The sequence below is a fragment of the Colwellia sp. BRX9-1 genome (assembly GCF_014077195.1).
Classification (GTDB): domain Bacteria; phylum Pseudomonadota; class Gammaproteobacteria; order Enterobacterales; family Alteromonadaceae; genus Colwellia_A.
In genome coordinates, this window is record NZ_JACGVM010000011.1 from 119,644 (window position 1) to 139,093 (window position 19,450).

Genomic DNA, 19,450 nt, shown 5'->3' on the forward strand with positions numbered 1-19,450 from the left:
ATTTACCTAACTAAAGTTTACCCAAATAAGTTACTGATTCTGCGAATTATTTTACCGTGCTCAGAGGTTTCTCGCGGACTACTTATCGCGGTAAGGGGTTGAAATTCAACTGAAACACTTCTTTCTATAATTAATTCAATATCGGCTGATTCATTATTTCTTTCAATGGTTATGCCAGATGTCCACAGTTGGTTTTTATCATCACTATATAAATGTAAGTAATTAACAGGAACATTAATCCTGTTGATGATAAGTTCTTTGTTATGGCTATTAATCACCGTAATTGACGTTGTTGCTCGGTGGGGATGTAAATCAAGCTCTTCAAGTTTAGTTTTTGCAGAGGTATATTTTGCATAGCACAATTGTCCGTCGATGGTTGAGCTACCAAACCATGAATCTGACGGACGCCAAAAGGGTAAATCAACTAAGCATTTAGCACTTGGAAATGTTTCAGCATAAAACCAAATAGGTGTACTAATAAACAGCTGAACTTTTTCACCCGCTAAAATTGTTAGCGGTGATGAAGGACGTGCAATAACCGAACGATCGGCTAATTTTGGAAATACTTTTATTTTATCAGAGCTGGCTTTCTCTAAAAAACGACCGATATCAGCATCGCTTTCTAGTGCAAAGTTTTCGCCAGCAGAAACCACAATGTCTTGGTCTTCTTCTTGATTTTCAATATTCCAAATATTCCATTCAGTTGCCTTGCGCTTTATGAGTATCGCGCGTTGACCAACGCTCCAACATTTTTTTTCATGACTGTCATCAAAGGTAAACTCGCCCCACCAGATGTTGTTACTCATAGTTTACTCATTAAAAATTCACTTGAAATAATAAATCGCCAAATCCCCAGATAAAAGTGCCTGTTATCAACAATGAAACTTCTAAAATACCGAGCTGGTATCTAACATTATCTTTAACAACATCAATTTTATCGTCAAAATCATCTTCAATCGTTGCAATTTCTTTGTCGATGTACTCTGTTGGCACATTGATTTTTCTGAGTTTCATTTTGGCTCGTGACAATACCAAGCGATGTTGAATATTGAGTTTACTGATAAGAACACGTTCAGCAATAATGGCGCCAATACTTGACCAAACACCAATGATAACAATTAAACAACCACTTCTAGAAAGCCACTCTAGTCCTAAAAACTGAGTTTTTGACAAATAATAGCCCATACTAATCAGTGTTATAGAAAGTAACCAAGCCATTATCGGTTGTCTTTTTCTGATGTTAATGACTTTTGCTTCATAAAGTGTTTTTGAATCGCTCAATATCTGTCTTCTTTTTTTAATTAAATTAGTGGTTATTACAACCAGCGTTTTTTCTTAAACCAAACAATAAGACCAACAGAGATAACCGACATCACCCCAAGTAAAGTAAAGTAACCGTGTTCAAATTTAAGCTCGGGTATGTATTCAAAATTCATCCCATATATTCCTGCGAGGAAAGTCAAAGGTACGAACAAAGCGGTGATAACCGTTAACACTCTCATTGTTGCGTTTAGCTGATGTGAAGTAACCGACATATAACCGTTAATTAAATCTCCACAAATATCATAATACATTTGAGAGAGGCTCAATAATCGATCAAGTCGCTCTCTTAAGTCATTTACTGCATGTATTTCTTGTTCCGTAATCAGTGATGTTTCATCATCTTCAAGGTAACTGTTAAGGGTATTTCCAACAGTTACATGGTAATTAAAAGTTCTTCTAATTTTAACCAACCTCGAACGATGTGAAGTGATTTCTCGCATCATTTTATCGTTACCACTGATTTGAAATTGATCTTCAATTTTTTCTAAGTTTTGTTCAAAGTCAAATAATTGCTGTAGGTAATTACCACAACTACTGTGAAATATTTTCAATGCTAAGTGTACTGGGCTTCTCGCTAAATACTTTTCACTGCTGGCAGTAAATAAGGCATTTATCGCTATCGAGCTTTCAGGATGACCGGTAATTAACACCCGTTGACCGATAAACATACTGATTTGTACATGTTCAAAGGTTAAATTATTTTCTTTGGCAACAAAGCCACGGTAAAGCAGAAAGATGAAATCATTGAACAGCTCAACTTTCGGAGGGTGTCTTTCTCTTTGAGCATCTAAAATAGCCAAAGGGTGACAGCCAAATTGAGTGAATATTTCTTTTTCTTGAGATTTTTCGACTTTATCAAGATCAATCCATAGCACGGTACTTTCATCTTGTTGCCATTCACTGACTAATTCTTCGCCACCAATTTTAACAGGCGCAGAGGGTGAAATTAACATACATTTAATCATGATAAATCCTTAGGTATAATTACAAAATAATGCGGGTGTCAGCATTACAAATAATAACTGATAGTAAACGTTATAAACTTTCCCATTATAAGCAATATTTTAGAGTAAAGGTCAAATAATTAGTTGTTATCTCAGCAAGTAAAGTTAATAATTCACCCAATTAAAGCTATTAACATTCCTATTAGGATTATTACATGTCAACTGACATTATTACTTGGTGTGCAATCGCCTTTTGTATAACTCAATCAGCCATTTTCTCAGGATTAAATCTCGCATTTTTTTCTATAAGTCGCCTGCATTTAGAAGTTGAAGCTAAAAAGGGTAATAAAGCAGCACAAACTATTTTACGTCTGAGAGACGACTCAAATTTTTTATTAACAACAATATTATGGGGTAATGTTGGAATTAATGTGTTGTTAACAATGCTCTCTGATTCAGTGCTTACTGGCATCAGTGCTTTTCTGTTTTCAACTATTGCCATTACGATTATTGGTGAAATTACCCCGCAAGCTTATTTCTCAAGAAATGCCTTAAAAATGGGCAGCATGCTCGCCCCTATTATTCGTTTTTATCAGTTCCTTTTTTACCCCGTAGCCAAACCAACTGCACTTATTTTAGATGCTTGGCTCGGCAAAGAAGGGATTACTTACCTTGAAGAAAGTGAACTTAGAAGTATTATTCGCCAGCACATTTCCGCAGAAGAAGCCGATCTTAATCATGTTGAAGGTATCGGTGCGTTAAACTTTTTTGCTTTAGATGAGATACAGGTCACTGAAGAAGGTGAGATAATTGATCCTAAATCAATTATTGCCCTACCAACAAAGTTAGACTTACCTATTATTCCGGTAACGACACAAGGTCCAGATGACCCATTTTTAATGCTGGTAAATGAAACTAACCATAGTTGGGTAATACTGACCAATGAAGCTGGCTACCCATTACTCGTGCTTGATGCAGACGGTTATTCACGAGCTGCATTATATCAACCAGGCGATTTTGACCCTTACAATTATTGTCATCGTCCTGTTGTGATAACGGATGAAACGACACCATTAAATGAAGCTATACTGAAAATGAAAGTGAATACGTCTACTGACAAAAACTTTGATGGTGTGATAGAACACGATGTATTGCTTATTTGGGGAGAAACCAAACGTATTATTACTGGCGCAGACATTTTTGGTTTGCTACTTAAAGGCATGCTTCCTAATATAAAATAAACAGGTTAAATATTTATAATGGAATGGTTAGACAAAATATTCAATTTAAACAGTTTTACCGAGTTATTGTTTGAATATAAATTTATTGTTACTTTTTTACTGTTGATGACTTCATTTTTGATTAAAAATTTAATCATAAAAGTTATAAAACTAAAATCGAAACAAACCAAAAGATTAAAAATTAATATGGTGAATAATATTTTCACCATATTGATCATTATTTTACTTTTTAATCTATGGTCCGAAGAAATCCAAAAGTTTGCCTTTTCTATTGCCGCTTTTGTTGTGGCAATTGTATTAGCGACTCGCGAGTTTATTCAGTGTTTTATTGGCTTTATCTATATATTATCGAGTCGACCCTTTCGTATTGGTGACTGGATACAAGTAGGTAACTATGTTGGTGAGGTGCATTCTACCGATTGGGCTAAACTTACTTTACTAGAGGTCAATAAAGATGATTATGAATATACCGGCAAAACGTTATATTTGCCTAATAGTCAGTTAATTACTTCGGTAATTAAAAACCTTAATTTCCTCAAGCGTTATGCGGTACATCATTTCACTATAGTACGTGATGACAGTGCTAATCCCTTTGACTTTATCGATACCTTGTATGAGAAAGCAGACTTATATTGTCATGACTTTAAAGATGTGGCAGTTCGTTATAATCATCTTATTGAAAACCGCTTAGATATAAAGATTGCAGGTCCAAAACCGCACATTCAAGTAGCTACCTCTGAGCTGGGTGACACTCAGGTGTTTTTTACTATTTTTTGCCCCACTGAAAGTGCGATGGAAATAGAACAGAAATTAACGTCTGATTTTATGAAACTATGGTTTGAGAATAAAGCTTTAAAAAGTATTAATAAATAAAAGAGCGACAGACATCGTCTTGTAATGGGTCTTAATCTTTGTAGCTACACAATAAGCACAACAGCTGAGTTGTGCTTTATTTATAAACCCCACAACAAACATCACCCTAGTTCAACGTTACAAAAAAGCCTCATTATTAATGAGGCTTTTTGCTTACCAATGCACCTTTCATCTTTCATCTTTAGTGTATTAACGAAGATTAGCGCAGCCTAAAACAAAAGACTGCTTTGTTTATCTTACAGATATAACCAATTTAACAGTAAGGATAGCGTTACCCACATTAAAATAATCAAGGGAATACCAACACGCATAAAATCAGAAAAACGATAACCACCGGCGTTCATTACCAAAAGGTTAGTTTTGTAAGCCATAGGGGTTGCATAACTTAAGTTAGCACCAAAGAGTACCGCCAATATAAAAGGTTCTGCTGGTAGGTTGAGTTGGCTAGCAACAGAAATAGCAATAGGCGTACCAATAACAGCAGCAGCATTGTTAGAAACAATATTAGTTAATATCGCGAGTAACAGCATTAGGGCCGATAAGACACCTCCTGGTGGTAAACCAAATGATAATGCGACAAACACTTGCGCTATGTACTCAGCGCCACCGGTAGTCATCATTGCAGAGCCTAACGCTAAAGACGCGGCAACAATTAAAATAACTTGCGTACTAAGCGCTGATGAAGCTTCTTGCCAATTTAAACATTTTGTTAATAACAAGACGAGTACACCACAAACCGCACTAATTTCTATAGGTAAAATACCCAAGGCTGACGATACAACTACGGCTAACAAGGTACCTAAGGCAATGGGTGCTTTACTTGTTTGAGGTAATGACTCCGCGCCATCAATAATGAGTAGTCCTTGTTTAGCTTTTAATAAATCAATTTGCTCTTGCTCTCCTTGTACCAGTAAGACATCGCCAATTTTCAGGCGGGTATTGCCGATACTGCTGCGACCAATTTCCATCGCTTTACCTGCTCGATGCAAAGCGATCACTGATATGCTGTGTTTTTGTATAAAATTGACTTGTTGTAAAGTGTGCCCTTCAACTCCCGAGCCAGCAATAATAACAATCTCTGCCAACGTTTGTTTCTCGGCTTTTAGAGGGTGTTCGTCATCAACTTTATGCAGTCCTGAGAATAAAGTGGCTCCTAATACTGACTCATATTCTTTTAAACGGTCTGGATAGTCATGAACTTTTAGGCGGTCACCAACGATAAGCACGGTATCGGGCAAAGGCATTATATTCCGATAGTTGGCGCCACGCTGAATACTCTCAATTTTTAGCTGGCCATCAGTCAAAGCAATTATCTCGGTAATTGTTTTCTCGTTAGCCACACTTTCTTCATTTATATTAAGATAAGCGCTAAACAGACGTGGCGAAGTATCAGGCATTGATGGTGTTCTGCTTGGGAGAAGTTTAGGCGCAATTAGCCATAAGTAGAGTACGGCAACAACAGAAGCAATGAGTGCTGGTTGTATAAAATCAAAGAGCCCAAACTCAACCGCCCCCATATTTTTTGCAATACTAACCACTAATAAATTGGTCGATGTACCTATAGTTGTCGCCATTCCCCCAACTAAGGTTGCTAATCCCATCGGCAGTAGCATTGGCGAAGAATCTGTTTTAGTACGCAGTGATACACTGATCAAGATAGGCAGTAACAGCACCACAACTGGGGTGTTATTAATAAAAGCACTTAAACCTCCAGCTAAAACAAGTGTTAGTAACAAAGATAATGTTGGACTTATTTTCCATAATTTAGCCAAGTATCGACCAATGGGCTCCAATGCCCCTGTACGAACAATACCGTGACCAATGATCATTAACGAACAAACCGTCACTAAGGCTTCATGACCAAAGCCAAAAAATAATGAGCTAGGTTCGAAATGTGTGCCATCTATATAAAAAGGGAAGAATGCAAACGCCAAACACAATATAGCGATAACAGCCAAAGAAGAGGTTTCTAAAGGGATATCGTCTCGACGAAAGAGATATAAGGCAAATACGGTAATGAGTAATACCGCTAATGCATGATTATTAGGTAAGTCAGGAATATTCAAAAGTAGTACCAAGTTAATTTAATTATTTAGCGGCTACAACCACTGCTTATAAAGCTTATTCTAAATGAATGCGCCAAATTATTACAAGTCAATGAAGTCTATTCTAATTATTTTTAATAACTATAATACGTGTTTTCAATTAAGTACATAGTCACTAATCAATAGATATTTTTATAACGAGCTCGTTAAAGCGTGAGCTATATTAGTTAAAAAGAGTGGCAACAATAATTCAGCAGCCGCTCTCAATATGCACTTTAGAATGTAAGGTCTTGGCAGACAGGGAGCAATAAGGAACTTTTAGTGACAACAAAGTAGCGGTAATATGTTCTGCATATTTTTAGGTTATTTGACGGCAGATAACGCGCTACTTTTAACGTTGATTGTCGGACAGCGATTCATCTTTTGTGGTGTTTACCGCAGACAAGGAATCGCTTTTTATATAAAAAACGTATAGATAAGGCTTAACCTAGCTCACTTTCTATTTTTGATCCTAAAAAAACTTTTGATGGATCAACAAGAAAACGTTTGCCTAAAGCTTCTCTTCCTAACAGCATTAAATAACTCATATCAGAGCGATCGGTTAAGGTTATTTCAATTGACCACTTTTCTTCGCCAAGTACGATTAATGTTTCAATAACGTAACGTTGCTCTACGGTGCCATTAGAAGACTTTATTTTTCTGATATCACTAATTGGCGCACTACATTTAACAATAGTATCAACATTATGCGCATCAGGATGAATATCAAAAATCACCGAAGGCTTGCCATCTTTAATAACTTTTGTAATATTATCAACGTGTAACGACGACGTTTTTGCGCCGGTATCAACCCGCACTTGTAAGTCATCAATAGCTAAGTCTGGCAAAGCTATTGACTCTAAACGCCCAATAACAACTTTATTTGCTTTTTTCATACGGTTTCCTAACTGTCATCATTTTCAGGTAAAAGCTGCTCTTGTACGTTTTCAATGTGTTCAGCGATTTCTTCATCGTCTTCACTGAAATAAGCGACATGAAACATAGCTTCTCCATCTTGTACTAGCGGTATATTTTGCTTACCGATTAAAATGCCTGAGCGTGTTGCTTTAACCGAATCAAATATTGCACCATATGGGCTACCAATTTCGGCTAACACTTGACCTTTAGTGATCTGATCGCCCAAATTTACAATATTATGAACAATACCACTAGCGTTAGCGCGCACCCATTGACTACCATTAGCAATAAAAGGCACAAGTTTTTTCTTCTTAGAGCGGACAACTTTTCTGGTCATACCTAAATATTGTAAAACATTTAAGATACCTTTCATGCCCGCTCGAATTGAAAACTCATCAAAACGCAGCGCTTCACCCGCTTCATATAATAGTATTTTCGTTTCGTTTTTAACGGCTGATTCTCTTAACGATCCGTCAACTAAAGTAGAATTTAACACAACCGGTACGCCAAACACTTCCGCCAAGGCTTTGGTATCGGGATCAGACATATCCGCCCTAATTTGTGGCAGGTTTGAGCGATGAATTGCCCCGGTATGTAAATCGATACCGTAATCACAATGTTTAACGATTTCATTGAGAAATATATGCGCGACACGCCCTGCTAAAGAGCCTTTCGCAGAGCCGGGAAAACAGCGATTTAGATCACGACGGTCAGGCATATAGCGACTTTGATTAACCACGCCATAAACGTTAACCATAGGAACAGCAATAACTGTGCCTCGCGTTATTTTAAGTTTCTTTTCGTGGATCAAGCGTCGAATAATTTCAATACCATTTAATTCGTCGCCATGTACCGCCGCACTCAAAAAAATAGTGGGCCCCGGTTTTTTAGCGCGAATAATATGAACGGGTAAAGAAACGTCGGCATCGGTATATAACTTAGCAACCGGCAACTCTATTTTGCGCTGCTCTCCAGGTAAAATTTCAAATTCACCAATGCGTAATATGTCTGTAGAACTCACTTTCATTATCCTTTGCCACGTGTTTTGGTGTCATGAGGTTTTGCATTCTTTTCTAAAAACTCAAACACCATCCCAGCAACATTTTTGCCTGTCGCTTTTTCGATACCTTCAAGGCCAGGAGATGAATTAACTTCCATTACCATAGGACCATTTTGTGAACGCAGTAAATCGACACCACACATGTTCAAACCCATCGCTTTTGCAGCACTGACAGCAGTATCACGCTCAGCCTTAGATAATTTAACCACTTCAGCAGAGCCGCCACGATGTAAATTAGAACGAAACTCACCTTCAGCGCCTTGACGTTTCATCGCCGCAACCACTTTACCGCCAATCACTAAACAGCGAATATCAGCACCACCGGCTTCTTTAATAAACTCTTGTACCAAAATATTCGCGTTTAAACCCATAAACGCTTCGATAATGGCTTCAGCTGATTTAGCCGTATCGGCTAATACTACGCCTATGCCCTGCGTGCCTTCGAGCAACTTAATAACCACCGGCGCGCCGCCAACATTTTTAATTAAATCTTTGGCATTATCAGGTTTGCTGGCAAAACCCGTTCGCGGTAAACCCAAACCTTTACGCGATAGCAACTGTAATGACCGTAATTTATCGCGTGAGCGGCTGATAGCGACGGACTCATTAATGTTGAAGGTACCCATCATTTCAAATTGTCTTGCCACAGCTGTGCCATAAAAAGTCACAGAGGCGCCAATACGAGGAATAATTGCATCATACTTTGGTAGTTCTTTACCGTGATAACGCACCGATGAACGGCTACTCGTAATGTCCATATAGCAATGCAAAGTATCGATAATATCAACTTCATGGCCCATAGCTTCACCCGCTTCTTTTAAACGACGGGTAGAGTAAAGTTTTTTATTTCTAGATAAGATAGCAATTTTCATAAGTCAGTCTTTTGATATTCACTTTTATTTAATGATAAAAAGTGAGGTAATAAGTGCTGTGGAGTGTATAGTCAGCTTATTAAATAATATAGCGCTATATTTTGATGAGTTTAATCAAAAAAAATGATTGCGTTGTTTGTCGAGGTTTGTATGAGAATCGAACTATTAAAAACATTTCTTGAAGTGAGCCGTACATTACACTTTAGAATAGCATCTGAGAACTTATTCATTACTCAATCTGCAGTAAGCGCAAGGATTAAGTTATTAGAAGGTGACTTAGGTGTGCTGTTGTTTGACCGAAGCCAAAAGCATTTAAAATTAACCCCAGAAGGTAATCGGTTAATAAAACATGCTAATGAGTTATTGTTTATGTGGCAAAAAACTAAACAAGATGTTGGTGTTGCAGACAGTGATACTTATCAATTAGTTGTTGGCTCTATGATGTCTATTTGGGATATTGTCTTACAAGACTGGTTAAAAAAAATACACAGAAACCTTGATGATGTTAGTTTATTAACCAACACTTACTCGCCGTTAGAGCTTAGAAAGAGTTTACTGAGTCGTGTGGTCGATGTTGCCTTTTTTTTCGAGCCGCCGTTTGTTAAAGATTTAATCACTGAAAAAGTCGCCACGGTTCCACTACATTTAGTCACCACAGAGCCAAACGATACTATCGAAAAGTTAACATTAGATAACCACATAATGGTCGACTATGGTGAATCAGTGAATGCGCAACACCTTCGAGAATTTCAAGATGCTCCTCCCGCAAGACACTATATGAGCCAACCAAGAATTGCATTAAATTTTCTATTGGACGCCGGCGGAAGTGCTTATTTACCCAGACAAATGACTTTTGAGTATATCGAGAAAAATAAATTATACCTAGTTGAAGAAGCGCCGGTATATTCAAGAGATATATATGCCGCTTATTTAGCGAAAAGTCAGAAAACTGATATAATTGAGCAAACGCTGCAACTGTTTCCTTCTGTGGTAATATAAGCAAGATTATTAGATAGTAGTATAAACAAGGTTAGTAACCGTTAATTAACGATACATTTGAGTAGGAAATATTATGCTTTTGTCAAAAGAGGTGTTGATTAGAAATAATGTTAAAATTGTTGGAAAAGGTGATAGAACACTTTTTCTTGCGCACGGTTTTGGTTGCGATCAAAACATGTGGCGCTTTTTAACGCCAAAGCTACTGAACAAGTTTACCATCGTACTCTTTGATTATGTCGGCTCTGGTGGTTCAGATATCTCACAATACAACAAGAAACGTTATAGCCAACTTGATGGGTATGCCGAAGATATTATTGAAATAGCTGAAGTGCTAGAGCTATCAAATGCAATCTTTGTCGGACACTCTGTAAGTAGTATTATCGGTGCGATTGCCGCCAATAAAAGGCCTGATTTTTTTTCTAAGCTTATCATGATATGCCCTTCACCTTGTTTTCTAAACTTTCCTCCTGAATACTTGGGCGGCTTTGAAAAAGAAGATTTACTCGAATTATTAAGCCTGATGGATAAAAATTATATTGGTTGGGCTGATTATTTAGCGCCATTAGTGATAGGAGATGATAATTCAACGGATTTAATAGGAGAGTTAACGGGAAGTTTTTGCTCTACTGATCCTGTTATAGCGAAGAATTTTGCTGAAGCAACATTTTTATCTGATTATCGCCATATTTTAAAAGATATAAAGCAACCTTCATTAATTTTTCAAAGTAAAAATGATGCCTTGGCTGCGACGACTGTTGGTGAGTTTATTCATAGCCAAATAAAAAATAGTCAACTGGAAGTGATTCTGGCTGACGGACATTGTTTACATATGACGCATCCGAACGAAATTGTCGACTTAATAATAGAATACGCGAACAATGACCACGACACGCAAAAGTAAAGCACAAAGTAACATGCAAAATTATTCGCTGGATAGTTTTCCTTGCGGTGCTTTAGTCACTAATTCGTCAAGAGTTATTACCTATGTTAATGCATATTTCACTACTGAACTATTATGGCAACCAGCAGCCCTTATCGGTAAAAGTACAGATGTGATTTTCACAAAATCGTCAAAAATATTTTTTCAAAGTTATCTCATTCCAACACTTTTACATGAGAAAACGTGTGAAGAAATGCAGTTAATTATATTTAATGCTCAAGGGGCTCGCATTCCAGTAACCGTGAACGCGCATTTAGGTGATGATGGCTGTATTTACTGGAGCTTTTTTAATGCCTCTAAAAGAGACCAACTTTATAATGAATTATTAAAAACCCGCGAAACATTAGAAGAGCAAGCAGAAGCGTTGAAATTACTTGCTTCTACTGACGAATTAACCGAGTTATTAAATAGAAGAGAAATGAAATCGCGAAGCATTTTAGTCCTTGAGCAGGCAGCAAGATCTCATCAATCGGTTGGTTTATTAATGCTCGACATTGATCACTTTAAGAAAATAAATGATAGCTTTGGCCATTTATCAGGAGACCGAGTATTAAAAGAGCTTGGTCAAAAGTTGAAAGCCTTTTGTCGACAAACAGACCTCGTTGCTCGCTTTGGTGGTGAAGAATTTTTGATCATGCTACCTGACACAGACAAAGTGAATGTTTTATTATTTTGTGAAAGATTACATCAGTTAATTGCTAACATTAAGGTTGATAACAAACCATTAATGGTAAGTATTGGTGCCAGTATTTGTAACGATAAAATATCATTTACTGACTTCTACGCTCAGGCTGATAATGCCCTATATAAAGCAAAAGAACTTGGCAGAAACAGAACCGAGGTGTATAAAACTGATTAATGCTCATTAAACTTAAGATTTAAAATTTAAATGCGCAACGTTTATAAAAAGCCAATACCTATAGTAGATATTGGCTTTTTACATGATATGTTTTTACTATTTTTCAGCCGCTATTTTACGTGCTTGGTGTAATTTTTTGTAGCTTTCAATCAACCTCAGGTGCTTATCTAAACCTTCAAGTTTGATACTTGTTGGTGTTAAACCATAAAACCTAACTTCACCAAAGACTGAACCAACCACGTGTTCCATAGTCTCTTCACCAAACATTCGATTAAAGTTACCGATATAGTCTTCAAGTTCCATCTCTTCGTCTAGGGTAACTTCTAATACCGCATGAACCGCTTGATAAAATAAGCCACGTTCAACCGTATTGTCATTGTATTGTAAAAACTCTCCAACTAATTCAATAGCCTCTTCTAAAGCGCCTAAGGCAAGATAAATAAGAATTTTTAATTCAAGAATAGTGAGCTGACCCCAAACGGTATTTTCATCAAACTCAATACCAATTAATGTTTTTATATCAATGTAGTTATCTTGTTGGCTATCTTCTAAACGCTCAACTAAAGCGACTAATTGTTCTTCACTTAAAATGTGAAGATTTAAAATATCTTCGCGGTATTCAAGAGATTTATTGGTGTTGTCCCAAATAAGGTCTTCAACCGGATACACTTCTGAATAGTCTGGCACTAGCATTCGACAAGCAGTAGCCCCCAATTGATTAAACTCTGCGATATAGACTTCTTTGCCCAAGTCTTTCAAAATCGCCATTAACACAGCATTTTCTTCTTCGTTGGTGCCAGAAAAATCCCATTCGCAAAATTCATAATCAGCTTTACTGCTAAAGAAACGCCAGGAAACAACACCTGTTGAGTCAATAAAGTGATCAACAAAGTTTTCAGGTTCAGTAACCGCCATGCTATTAAACGTTGGCTTGGGTACATCGTTTAAGCCTTCAAAGCTTCTTCCTTGTAACAACTCCGTCAAACTCCTTTCTAGGGCAACTTCAAAACTTGGATGAGCACCAAAGGAGGCAAAGACACCACCCGTTTTAGGGTTCATAAGCGTGACACACATGACCGGGAATTGACCACCTAACGATGCATCTTTAACGACAATAGGAAAGCCCTGCGCCTCTAACCCTTCAATGCCTGCTAAAATACTTGGGTATTTTGCGATTACGTCTTTGGGCACATCGGGTAAAATAATTTCTTGTGCAATAATTTGTTTTTTTACCGCACGTTCAAAAATTTCTGACAAGCATTGTACTTGTGCTTCGGGTAAATTATTACCTGCACTCATACCATTACTTAAGAATAAATTTTCAATTAAATTTGAAGGAAAATAGACGGTTTCACCATCAGAATGGCGTACATAAGGAATAGAGCAAATACCTCGCTCCGCTAAGCCAGAGTTGGTATCTATTAGGTTCGAACCCCGTAATTCATCGTCAGGGTTATATATCGCTAAACAATATTCATCAAGTATGTCGCTGGGCAACTCATCATTGACGCCTGGTTTAAACCATTTTTCATTGGGATAATGAACAAAATCACTGTTGGCAATATCAACACCAAAGAACTGATCGTTATAAAAGAAATTACAGTTAAGACGCTCAATAAATTCACCAAGTGCAGAGCAAAGCGCACTTTCTTTCGTTGCGCCTTTACCGTTAGTAAAGCACATCGGTGATGCCGCATCACGGATGTGCAATGACCAAACATTAGGCACAATATTTCGCCAAGAAGATATTTCAATCTTCATACCTAAATCAGCCAACAGACCTGTCATATCGGCAATAGTTTGTTCAAGTGGTAAGTCTTTACCTAAAATGTAGGTGCTGGAGTCACTTGCTGATTGCCCCATAAGCATTGCTTGGGCGTCGTTTTCAAGACTATCGACTATTTCTACTTTAAACTCTGGTCCACTTTGAACGACTTTTTTAACGGTACAGCGATCAATGGAACGGACAATGCCTTTACGGTCTTTCTCAGAAATGCTTTCAGGCAACTCAACCTGAATTTGAAAAATTTGGTTATAACGATCTTCAGGATCTACAATATTGTTTTGTGACAAACGAATATTTTCAGTCGGTATATCACGCGAATTACAATAAACTTTAACAAAATAGGCGGCACAAAGCGCTGATGAAGCTAAAAAATAATCAAAAGGCCCTGGAGCAGAGCCATCACCTTTATAGCGAATAGGTTGATCAGCGATGACAGAAAAATCATCAAATTTAGCTTCAATTCTAAGGTTGTCGAGATAATTAACTTTGATTTCCATTGAATAATTTCCGAAGTTTTGCACTAAAAGCTCAGTGATTTGCTTAGTTTTAGCGACTGCCAATTGGCAAGATGTAATTAATGGTCGGTATTATCTGTTTTTTCGAGACATTAGTCTTGGAAAAAAAGACATTAATTAAGAAAGACACTGTTTTAAATAAAATAGTGCGATGTAACCAGGAATTTGATTTTACAGGGACATTAAAATAGCTAGGTAAAGTGTGATAAAACAATAATTCACTCTAGGTAGTGAATCATTTTTTATCATGACTCGCGACACAACAAACAGCAATAGCTATAAACAAACAAAAAAGCTATTTAACAAAGGGTTAAATAGCTTTTTTAAAGATATGTGTTCACGTTTAATAAATGATTAAGAATTAACCGCCACATTTCTTAGCGTCAGTTTTGGTTTCGCCACATTTACCTTTTTTATCTGCTTTACCTTCACCACATTTTCCTTCGCCACATTTACCTTTTTTGTCTGCTTTACCTTCACCACATTTACCTTCGCCGCATTTACCTTTTTTGTCTGCTTTACCTTCGCCGCATTTAGCTTTTTCGTCAGCTTTTCCTTCACCACATTTTCCGCTAGCATCTGCCGCTGTAATCGTTACAATGCTTTTAGTTTCAAAAGGGTTAATTTCTGCTTTTACAGGAGCTGAAATGGCAAGTGTTAAGGCAAATAAACCTAATAAAGCTGTCAATGATGATTTTTTTAAAATTTTCATGATATTTTCCTTTAATATTATAATTTTGGCACTACATATGTAAGCTACTAACAAAGACCCTTCACCGAATAAATAAATTTCAATGAGGTTGAAAATATTTATTCACTCTTAGATAAATCTTATCACTCACTTTTGAGGTTACTCGCTGATCTATGAATACTCAAGTAAAGAAAGTTGTTTTAGCACCAATGGAAGGTGTTGCTGATGCCTTAATGCGCCGTCTACTCACCTCATTAAATAATTACGATTTTTGTATTACTGAGTTTCTACGTATTGTTGACCAGCTTTTACCTGAGCGATGTTTCTACAAAGTTTGCCCTGAATTAGAACAACAAGGTTACACGCAGTCAGGCACACCATTGAGAATGCAGTTACTTGGTCAAGAACCCAACTGGATGGCAGAAAATGCTGTTCGAGCAATAGCACTAGGCTCACATGGTGTTGATCTTAATTTTGGCTGTCCTGCTAAAACCGTTAATAAAAATCGTGGCGGTGCCGCATTACTAAAAACACCTGAAGATATTTACAAAATAGTGCTAGCGGTAAAAGAAGCGGTTGGCAAAGATGTGATACTGTCGGCAAAAATTCGCTTAGGCTTTGATGATGCCTCGTTGTTAGATGAGATAGTAAGCGCAATAACATCTGCCAAGGCGGATCAACTCACCATTCACGCGAGAACTAAAGCCGATGGCTATCGTCCTCCTGCTTACTGGCATTTCATTGCTGGTATTGTCAAAAAATATCCAATAGAAATTTTCGCTAATGGGGAGATTTGGAACTTAGCAGATGCCCACCGTTGCATCGAGGAAAGCCATACGTCTAACTTAATGCTTGGCCGTGGCGCACTTGCTCTGCCAAACTTGGAAGCGGTAATAAAAAACAATCAACAACCTATGCCTTGGCACCAACTATGCTCTCTACTAAAACAATACAGTGAACTTGAATTAATTGGCGATAAAAGCTTTTATTTTTCAAGTCGATTAAAACAGTGGCTACGTTACTTAAGATTACAATACCCTGAGGCAGAGCAATTATTTAGTGATATAAAAATATTAAAGAATAAAGAAGAAATCTTAACTTTATTGAATAAATCATCAAGGAGTTCTTTATAAACAATATTATTTAGAAAATGCCAGAACGTTTTCGTCTGGCATTTGTATATGTAGGCTTTTACTCAATCTTTTTTATTAACCCCTGCCCTTCTCCATCTTCGTCTTGCTGCTTTTTAATCGCTCTTTTTTCAGAAACCACCATAGCAATCGCTTTCTCCACAAAAGGATCTGGAGAAAACATTTGCACAAAAACAGCAAAGGCAATCGCTATACCACGGCGTTTTTTAGCAAGCTTCATTAATATTATCGCCAATACTGATAGCACAGCAAAAACTAACCATGGCGCTAACGCCAGATATAAATCATACGTAAAGAAATTTTCCATAGAGCACTCAATCAAATTATTTAAAAGGTTTAATCAATGAAATGATTAAACGGATATTTATTAAAATAATCGATTACGCGATGAGGTTTTCACTTTCAACTTGATAAAGCGTTTTAATGAATTGTAGATGAATAGTTACCACAGACTTTTGAAAGGTTTGCTTTTGAATTTTATATTTTTGCCTACTTATCTGTGTATCGACAAGTATGAGGGAGTCATGATGTAAATCAAAAGCGTCATGAAACAAATCCGAATATAAGTAAGTTCCACTCATACTTAGAGCATTTAATGCCTTATATAGCTGAACTTCACGTGTTTTTTGTAATATAAGTAAGGGGGCTTCAGCACAATACTCTATGTATTCTACTTGTTGAGTATCGTTGCTAATCACAGATGACAAAGGAACTGAGATAACAGCATTAACGGATACTAAAGAGCTGATGAACAAAATAAAGTTCAAAATGATATTTTGCAATTGTTACTCCTAAGGACCCGTTGATAGTTTATATATTGGGCTTACTCTATAAAATTTCAATATTATTTGAATTTTTATAATATTTAATACTAATCAGTTAATAATTTCAGGTAGTATATAAGGATACTTTCCAGGTAATACTTACAGCTTATGAACTATTTAAAATTAATCATTATCTCATTTACTCTTCTACTTACTGCATGTGGTGACGAAGAAAGTGGAGACATTAAAACTTCAGAAAGTCCTGAAGTTGTAGCTATCGCTTTTTTTGATGCACTTTATAATGAAAAAAATGTGAAGAAAGCAGCCAAAGTTTGTAGCCCACAATTGTCTCGAATTATCTTACATTACAAGTCACCCAAAGCTGTTGGCCGCCATTTATTTAATATGTCTTACGATTCAGTGGTTGCATCGCCTGATGACAGCGGTGTAAAAGTTCGTGAGCAGTTCAAAGACGCAGCGGTAATTACTGTTTATTTTGATGGTATTTACGATAATAATCGTTTGAAAGACGTTAAGCGCTTATCTCTTATTCAAATAGATGGCGATTGGGTTATTGATAAAATATTAAAAGACCCTTTCTAAATTAGTCTATGTTTTAAAATACACTTTTGACCTATCCTAAAAAAGATAGGTCAAAAAATGATTTATAAACCTAAGACAACCCCTTCTCTGCGCGGATCTGCACCGCCAATTAATCCCTGCTCTGTCACTTCAATTGCATGAAGACCACTATTTAAATCTCTAACGATAACTTTATGTCCCTTGGCTTCTAAAGCTGGCTTTAATAATTCAATATTCGTGCCTTTTTCTAAGGTGGTCACCTTATTACGATTGGTTACTTTTGGTAAATTTATTGCCGTTTGAGGGTCTAACTGCCAATCAATTACACCAACAATGGCTTGCGCAACATAGTTTATAATCCGACTACCGCCTGGTGAACCCACAACAAGTTTTAATGAATTATCTTGGTTAAATACCATCGTAGGAGCCATGGAGCTTCTAGGTCGCTTTAGTGGCTCTAAGCGATTTGCTACCCATTGCCCATTTACTTTTGGCGCCAATGAAAAATCGGTTAATTGATTGTTTAAAATAAAGCCTTCCACCATCACCGCTGAACCAAAAGCCATTTCAACACTGGTCGTCATTGATATCGCATTTCCTTGCTTATCAACAATTGAAATATGACTGGTTGATGGTAACTCTAAAGCAAGATCGTCTGCTTGTGCTAAAGCGCCCTGCGGGAAACCAGCTCGCGCTGTTCCCATATCCTTATCAATATTAATTAATTTCGAGCGTTTTGCTAAATAGTTAGGAGATATTAGCCCCGCAACAGGTACATTAACAAAGTCGCTGTCGGCAATATATCGTTCTCGATCGGCAAAGGCTAAACGAGAACTTTGTGTAAGTAAATGTACGGCCGTTAAACTGTTGGGGCTTTCTTTCGCAAAGTCGTAAGGTTGAAGTTGGGCAAGCAGTTGAATAACCGCAACACCGCCAGAACTAGGAGGTGCCATACCACAAATATTAAAGTCGCGATAACTACCACAAACAGCAGGTCGTTGTTTAGGCTGATAATGTGCCATATCTTGCAGAGTAAGCCTACCTGGCGCTATGATAGAATTTTGCACCGCATCAACAATTTTTTCCGCTATCCAACCATGATAAAAAGGTTTAAGTCCATCTTTAGCAATACTTCTATAAACAGCAGCAAGCTTTTTGTTTTTTAAACGATCACCGGCTTTTATGGCAATATTATTAGGGAAGAAATAATTCTTTATTTCAGGAAGTTGGCTAATGCCTGGATTAAACTGCATTGAGACTAGTTTTTCGAGCCGTGGAGAAACAATAAAACCTTGCTCGGCAAGCTCAATCGCTTCGACAAACAATTCTGACCAAGCAAGCACCCCATATTGTTGATGCGCTTGTTTTAGTGCTGACAACACACCAGGAACACCAACAGAACGACCACCAACAACGGCTTTAATCCAAGAAATGGCTTTACCTTTATCATCTAAAAACAGCTCAGCCGTTGCCAATTTTGGCGCAGTTTCGCGACCATCAAAAGTCGTTAAGAATTGTTCCTTTTTATCCCAATGCAAAATAAAAGCACCACCACCGATCCCTGAAGATTGCGGTTCAACTAAGGTCAATACCAGTTGCACAGCAATCGCCGCATCGATGGCACTGCCTCCTTTTTTTAGGATGTTGAAACCAACTTGGCTAGCATAAGGATTAGCTGCCGCGATCATAAAGTCTTTGCTGGTAACTGCTTGTTTATGGATAACACCCGTAGCAGCTTCGGGTTCACGGTCTTCTTGCTGTTTTATTATTTCGGCTTGACTAGTGAAGGTAAGTACCAGTGATAGCGTTACCATACTTAAACGCTGAAATAGTGGGATTCGAGACATA

Annotated in this window: 19 protein-coding genes; 7 read left to right on the forward strand and 12 right to left on the reverse strand. The window is 37.3% G+C overall.

Annotation, left to right across the window (positions count from 1 at the left end):
- Positions 1 to 17 precede the first annotated feature (17 nt).
- The 3 genes from H4J76_RS11760 to H4J76_RS11770 are packed head-to-tail and all read right to left on the reverse strand — an operon-like array spanning position 18 to position 2,288.
- The gene (locus H4J76_RS11760) at positions 18 to 806 is read right to left on the reverse strand and encodes a hypothetical protein (protein ID WP_182230670.1); all 789 of its coding nucleotides are present in this window, start codon (positions 804 to 806) and stop codon (positions 18 to 20) included.
- 10 nt (positions 807 to 816) lie between these two features.
- Positions 817 to 1,281 (reverse strand): hypothetical protein, encoded by a 465-nt coding sequence (locus H4J76_RS11765; protein ID WP_182230671.1) that lies wholly within the window; start codon positions 1,279 to 1,281, stop codon positions 817 to 819.
- Between the two features lie 35 nt (positions 1,282 to 1,316).
- Positions 1,317 to 2,288 (reverse strand): magnesium transporter CorA family protein, encoded by a 972-nt coding sequence (locus tag H4J76_RS11770; protein ID WP_182216533.1) that lies wholly within the window; start codon positions 2,286 to 2,288, stop codon positions 1,317 to 1,319.
- Between the two features lie 194 nt (positions 2,289 to 2,482).
- On the opposite strand from H4J76_RS11770, the gene H4J76_RS11775 reads away from it, so the two are divergent.
- Both H4J76_RS11775 and H4J76_RS11780 read left to right on the forward strand, forming a co-directional pair.
- On the forward strand, positions 2,483 to 3,508 hold the full coding sequence (locus tag H4J76_RS11775; RefSeq protein WP_182216531.1) for a DUF21 domain-containing protein: 1,026 nt from the start codon (positions 2,483 to 2,485) through the stop codon (positions 3,506 to 3,508).
- 186 nt (positions 3,509 to 3,694) lie between these two features.
- Complete coding sequence (locus H4J76_RS11780; protein ID WP_404842429.1) at positions 3,695 to 4,381, forward strand: mechanosensitive ion channel family protein; 687 nt, start codon at positions 3,695 to 3,697, stop codon at positions 4,379 to 4,381.
- Positions 4,382 to 4,617: 236 nt separating this feature from the next.
- Here H4J76_RS11780 and H4J76_RS11785 read toward each other — a convergent pair whose 3' ends face one another.
- The 4 genes from H4J76_RS11785 to rimK form a co-directional block, all read right to left on the reverse strand.
- Positions 4,618 to 6,447, reverse strand: a complete 1,830-nt coding sequence (locus tag H4J76_RS11785) for an SLC13 family permease (RefSeq protein WP_182216528.1) — start codon at positions 6,445 to 6,447, stop codon at positions 4,618 to 4,620.
- A 461-nt stretch (positions 6,448 to 6,908) separates the two neighbouring features.
- Positions 6,909 to 7,361, reverse strand: a complete 453-nt coding sequence (locus H4J76_RS11790) for a RimK/LysX family protein (RefSeq protein ID WP_182216526.1) — start codon at positions 7,359 to 7,361, stop codon at positions 6,909 to 6,911.
- A gap of 8 nt (positions 7,362 to 7,369) precedes the next feature.
- The gene (locus tag H4J76_RS11795) at positions 7,370 to 8,410 is read right to left on the reverse strand and encodes a succinylglutamate desuccinylase/aspartoacylase family protein (RefSeq protein WP_182230672.1); all 1,041 of its coding nucleotides are present in this window, start codon (positions 8,408 to 8,410) and stop codon (positions 7,370 to 7,372) included.
- Positions 8,410 to 9,315, reverse strand: coding sequence for a 30S ribosomal protein S6--L-glutamate ligase (gene rimK / locus H4J76_RS11800; protein ID WP_070376387.1), 906 nt, complete (start codon positions 9,313 to 9,315; stop codon positions 8,410 to 8,412). Before rimK ends, H4J76_RS11795 begins: the two co-directional genes overlap by 1 nt.
- 150 nt (positions 9,316 to 9,465) lie before the next feature.
- Between rimK and H4J76_RS11805 the strand changes: the two genes are divergently transcribed.
- From H4J76_RS11805 to H4J76_RS11815, 3 genes are all read left to right on the forward strand, one after another.
- A complete protein-coding gene (locus H4J76_RS11805) occupies positions 9,466 to 10,314 on the forward strand; it encodes a LysR family transcriptional regulator (protein ID WP_182218101.1) in 849 nt (282 codons plus the stop codon).
- 73 nt (positions 10,315 to 10,387) lie between these two features.
- Positions 10,388 to 11,215: an alpha/beta fold hydrolase gene (locus H4J76_RS11810; protein ID WP_182218099.1), complete on the forward strand. Its 828-nt coding sequence runs from the start codon at positions 10,388 to 10,390 to the stop codon at positions 11,213 to 11,215.
- Complete coding sequence (locus H4J76_RS11815; protein ID WP_182218097.1) at positions 11,193 to 12,113, forward strand: diguanylate cyclase; 921 nt, start codon at positions 11,193 to 11,195, stop codon at positions 12,111 to 12,113. The genes H4J76_RS11810 and H4J76_RS11815 overlap by 23 nt, the downstream gene beginning before the upstream one ends.
- Positions 12,114 to 12,209: 96 nt before the next feature.
- On the opposite strand, the gene H4J76_RS11820 is transcribed toward H4J76_RS11815, so the two are convergent.
- Together H4J76_RS11820 and H4J76_RS11825 are read right to left on the reverse strand one after the other, a co-directional pair.
- On the reverse strand, positions 12,210 to 14,396 hold the full coding sequence (locus H4J76_RS11820) for an OsmC domain/YcaO domain-containing protein (RefSeq protein ID WP_182218095.1): 2,187 nt from the start codon (positions 14,394 to 14,396) through the stop codon (positions 12,210 to 12,212).
- A gap of 379 nt (positions 14,397 to 14,775) precedes the next feature.
- On the reverse strand, positions 14,776 to 15,126 hold the full coding sequence (locus tag H4J76_RS11825) for a hypothetical protein (RefSeq protein ID WP_182222924.1): 351 nt from the start codon (positions 15,124 to 15,126) through the stop codon (positions 14,776 to 14,778).
- A 152-nt stretch (positions 15,127 to 15,278) separates the two neighbouring features.
- On the opposite strand from H4J76_RS11825, the gene H4J76_RS11830 reads away from it, so the two are divergent.
- Positions 15,279 to 16,238 carry a tRNA-dihydrouridine synthase gene (locus H4J76_RS11830; protein WP_182230673.1) on the forward strand — a complete coding sequence of 320 codons (960 nt, stop codon included), beginning with the start codon at positions 15,279 to 15,281 and terminating at the stop codon, positions 16,236 to 16,238.
- 58 nt (positions 16,239 to 16,296) lie between these two features.
- On the opposite strand, the gene H4J76_RS11835 is transcribed toward H4J76_RS11830, so the two are convergent.
- Together H4J76_RS11835 and H4J76_RS11840 are read right to left on the reverse strand one after the other, a co-directional pair.
- A complete protein-coding gene (locus H4J76_RS11835) occupies positions 16,297 to 16,563 on the reverse strand; it encodes a hypothetical protein (RefSeq protein WP_182218089.1) in 267 nt (88 codons plus the stop codon).
- 73 nt (positions 16,564 to 16,636) lie between these two features.
- Positions 16,637 to 17,038: a hypothetical protein gene (locus tag H4J76_RS11840; protein WP_182218087.1), complete on the reverse strand. Its 402-nt coding sequence runs from the start codon at positions 17,036 to 17,038 to the stop codon at positions 16,637 to 16,639.
- 150 nt (positions 17,039 to 17,188) lie between these two features.
- Between H4J76_RS11840 and H4J76_RS11845 the strand changes: the two genes are divergently transcribed.
- A complete protein-coding gene (locus H4J76_RS11845) occupies positions 17,189 to 17,623 on the forward strand; it encodes a hypothetical protein (RefSeq protein ID WP_182218085.1) in 435 nt (144 codons plus the stop codon).
- Between the two features lie 62 nt (positions 17,624 to 17,685).
- On the opposite strand, the gene ggt is transcribed toward H4J76_RS11845, so the two are convergent.
- Complete coding sequence (ggt, locus tag H4J76_RS11850) at positions 17,686 to 19,449, reverse strand: gamma-glutamyltransferase (protein ID WP_182218083.1); 1,764 nt, start codon at positions 19,447 to 19,449, stop codon at positions 17,686 to 17,688.
- Position 19,450 lies beyond the last annotated feature (1 nt).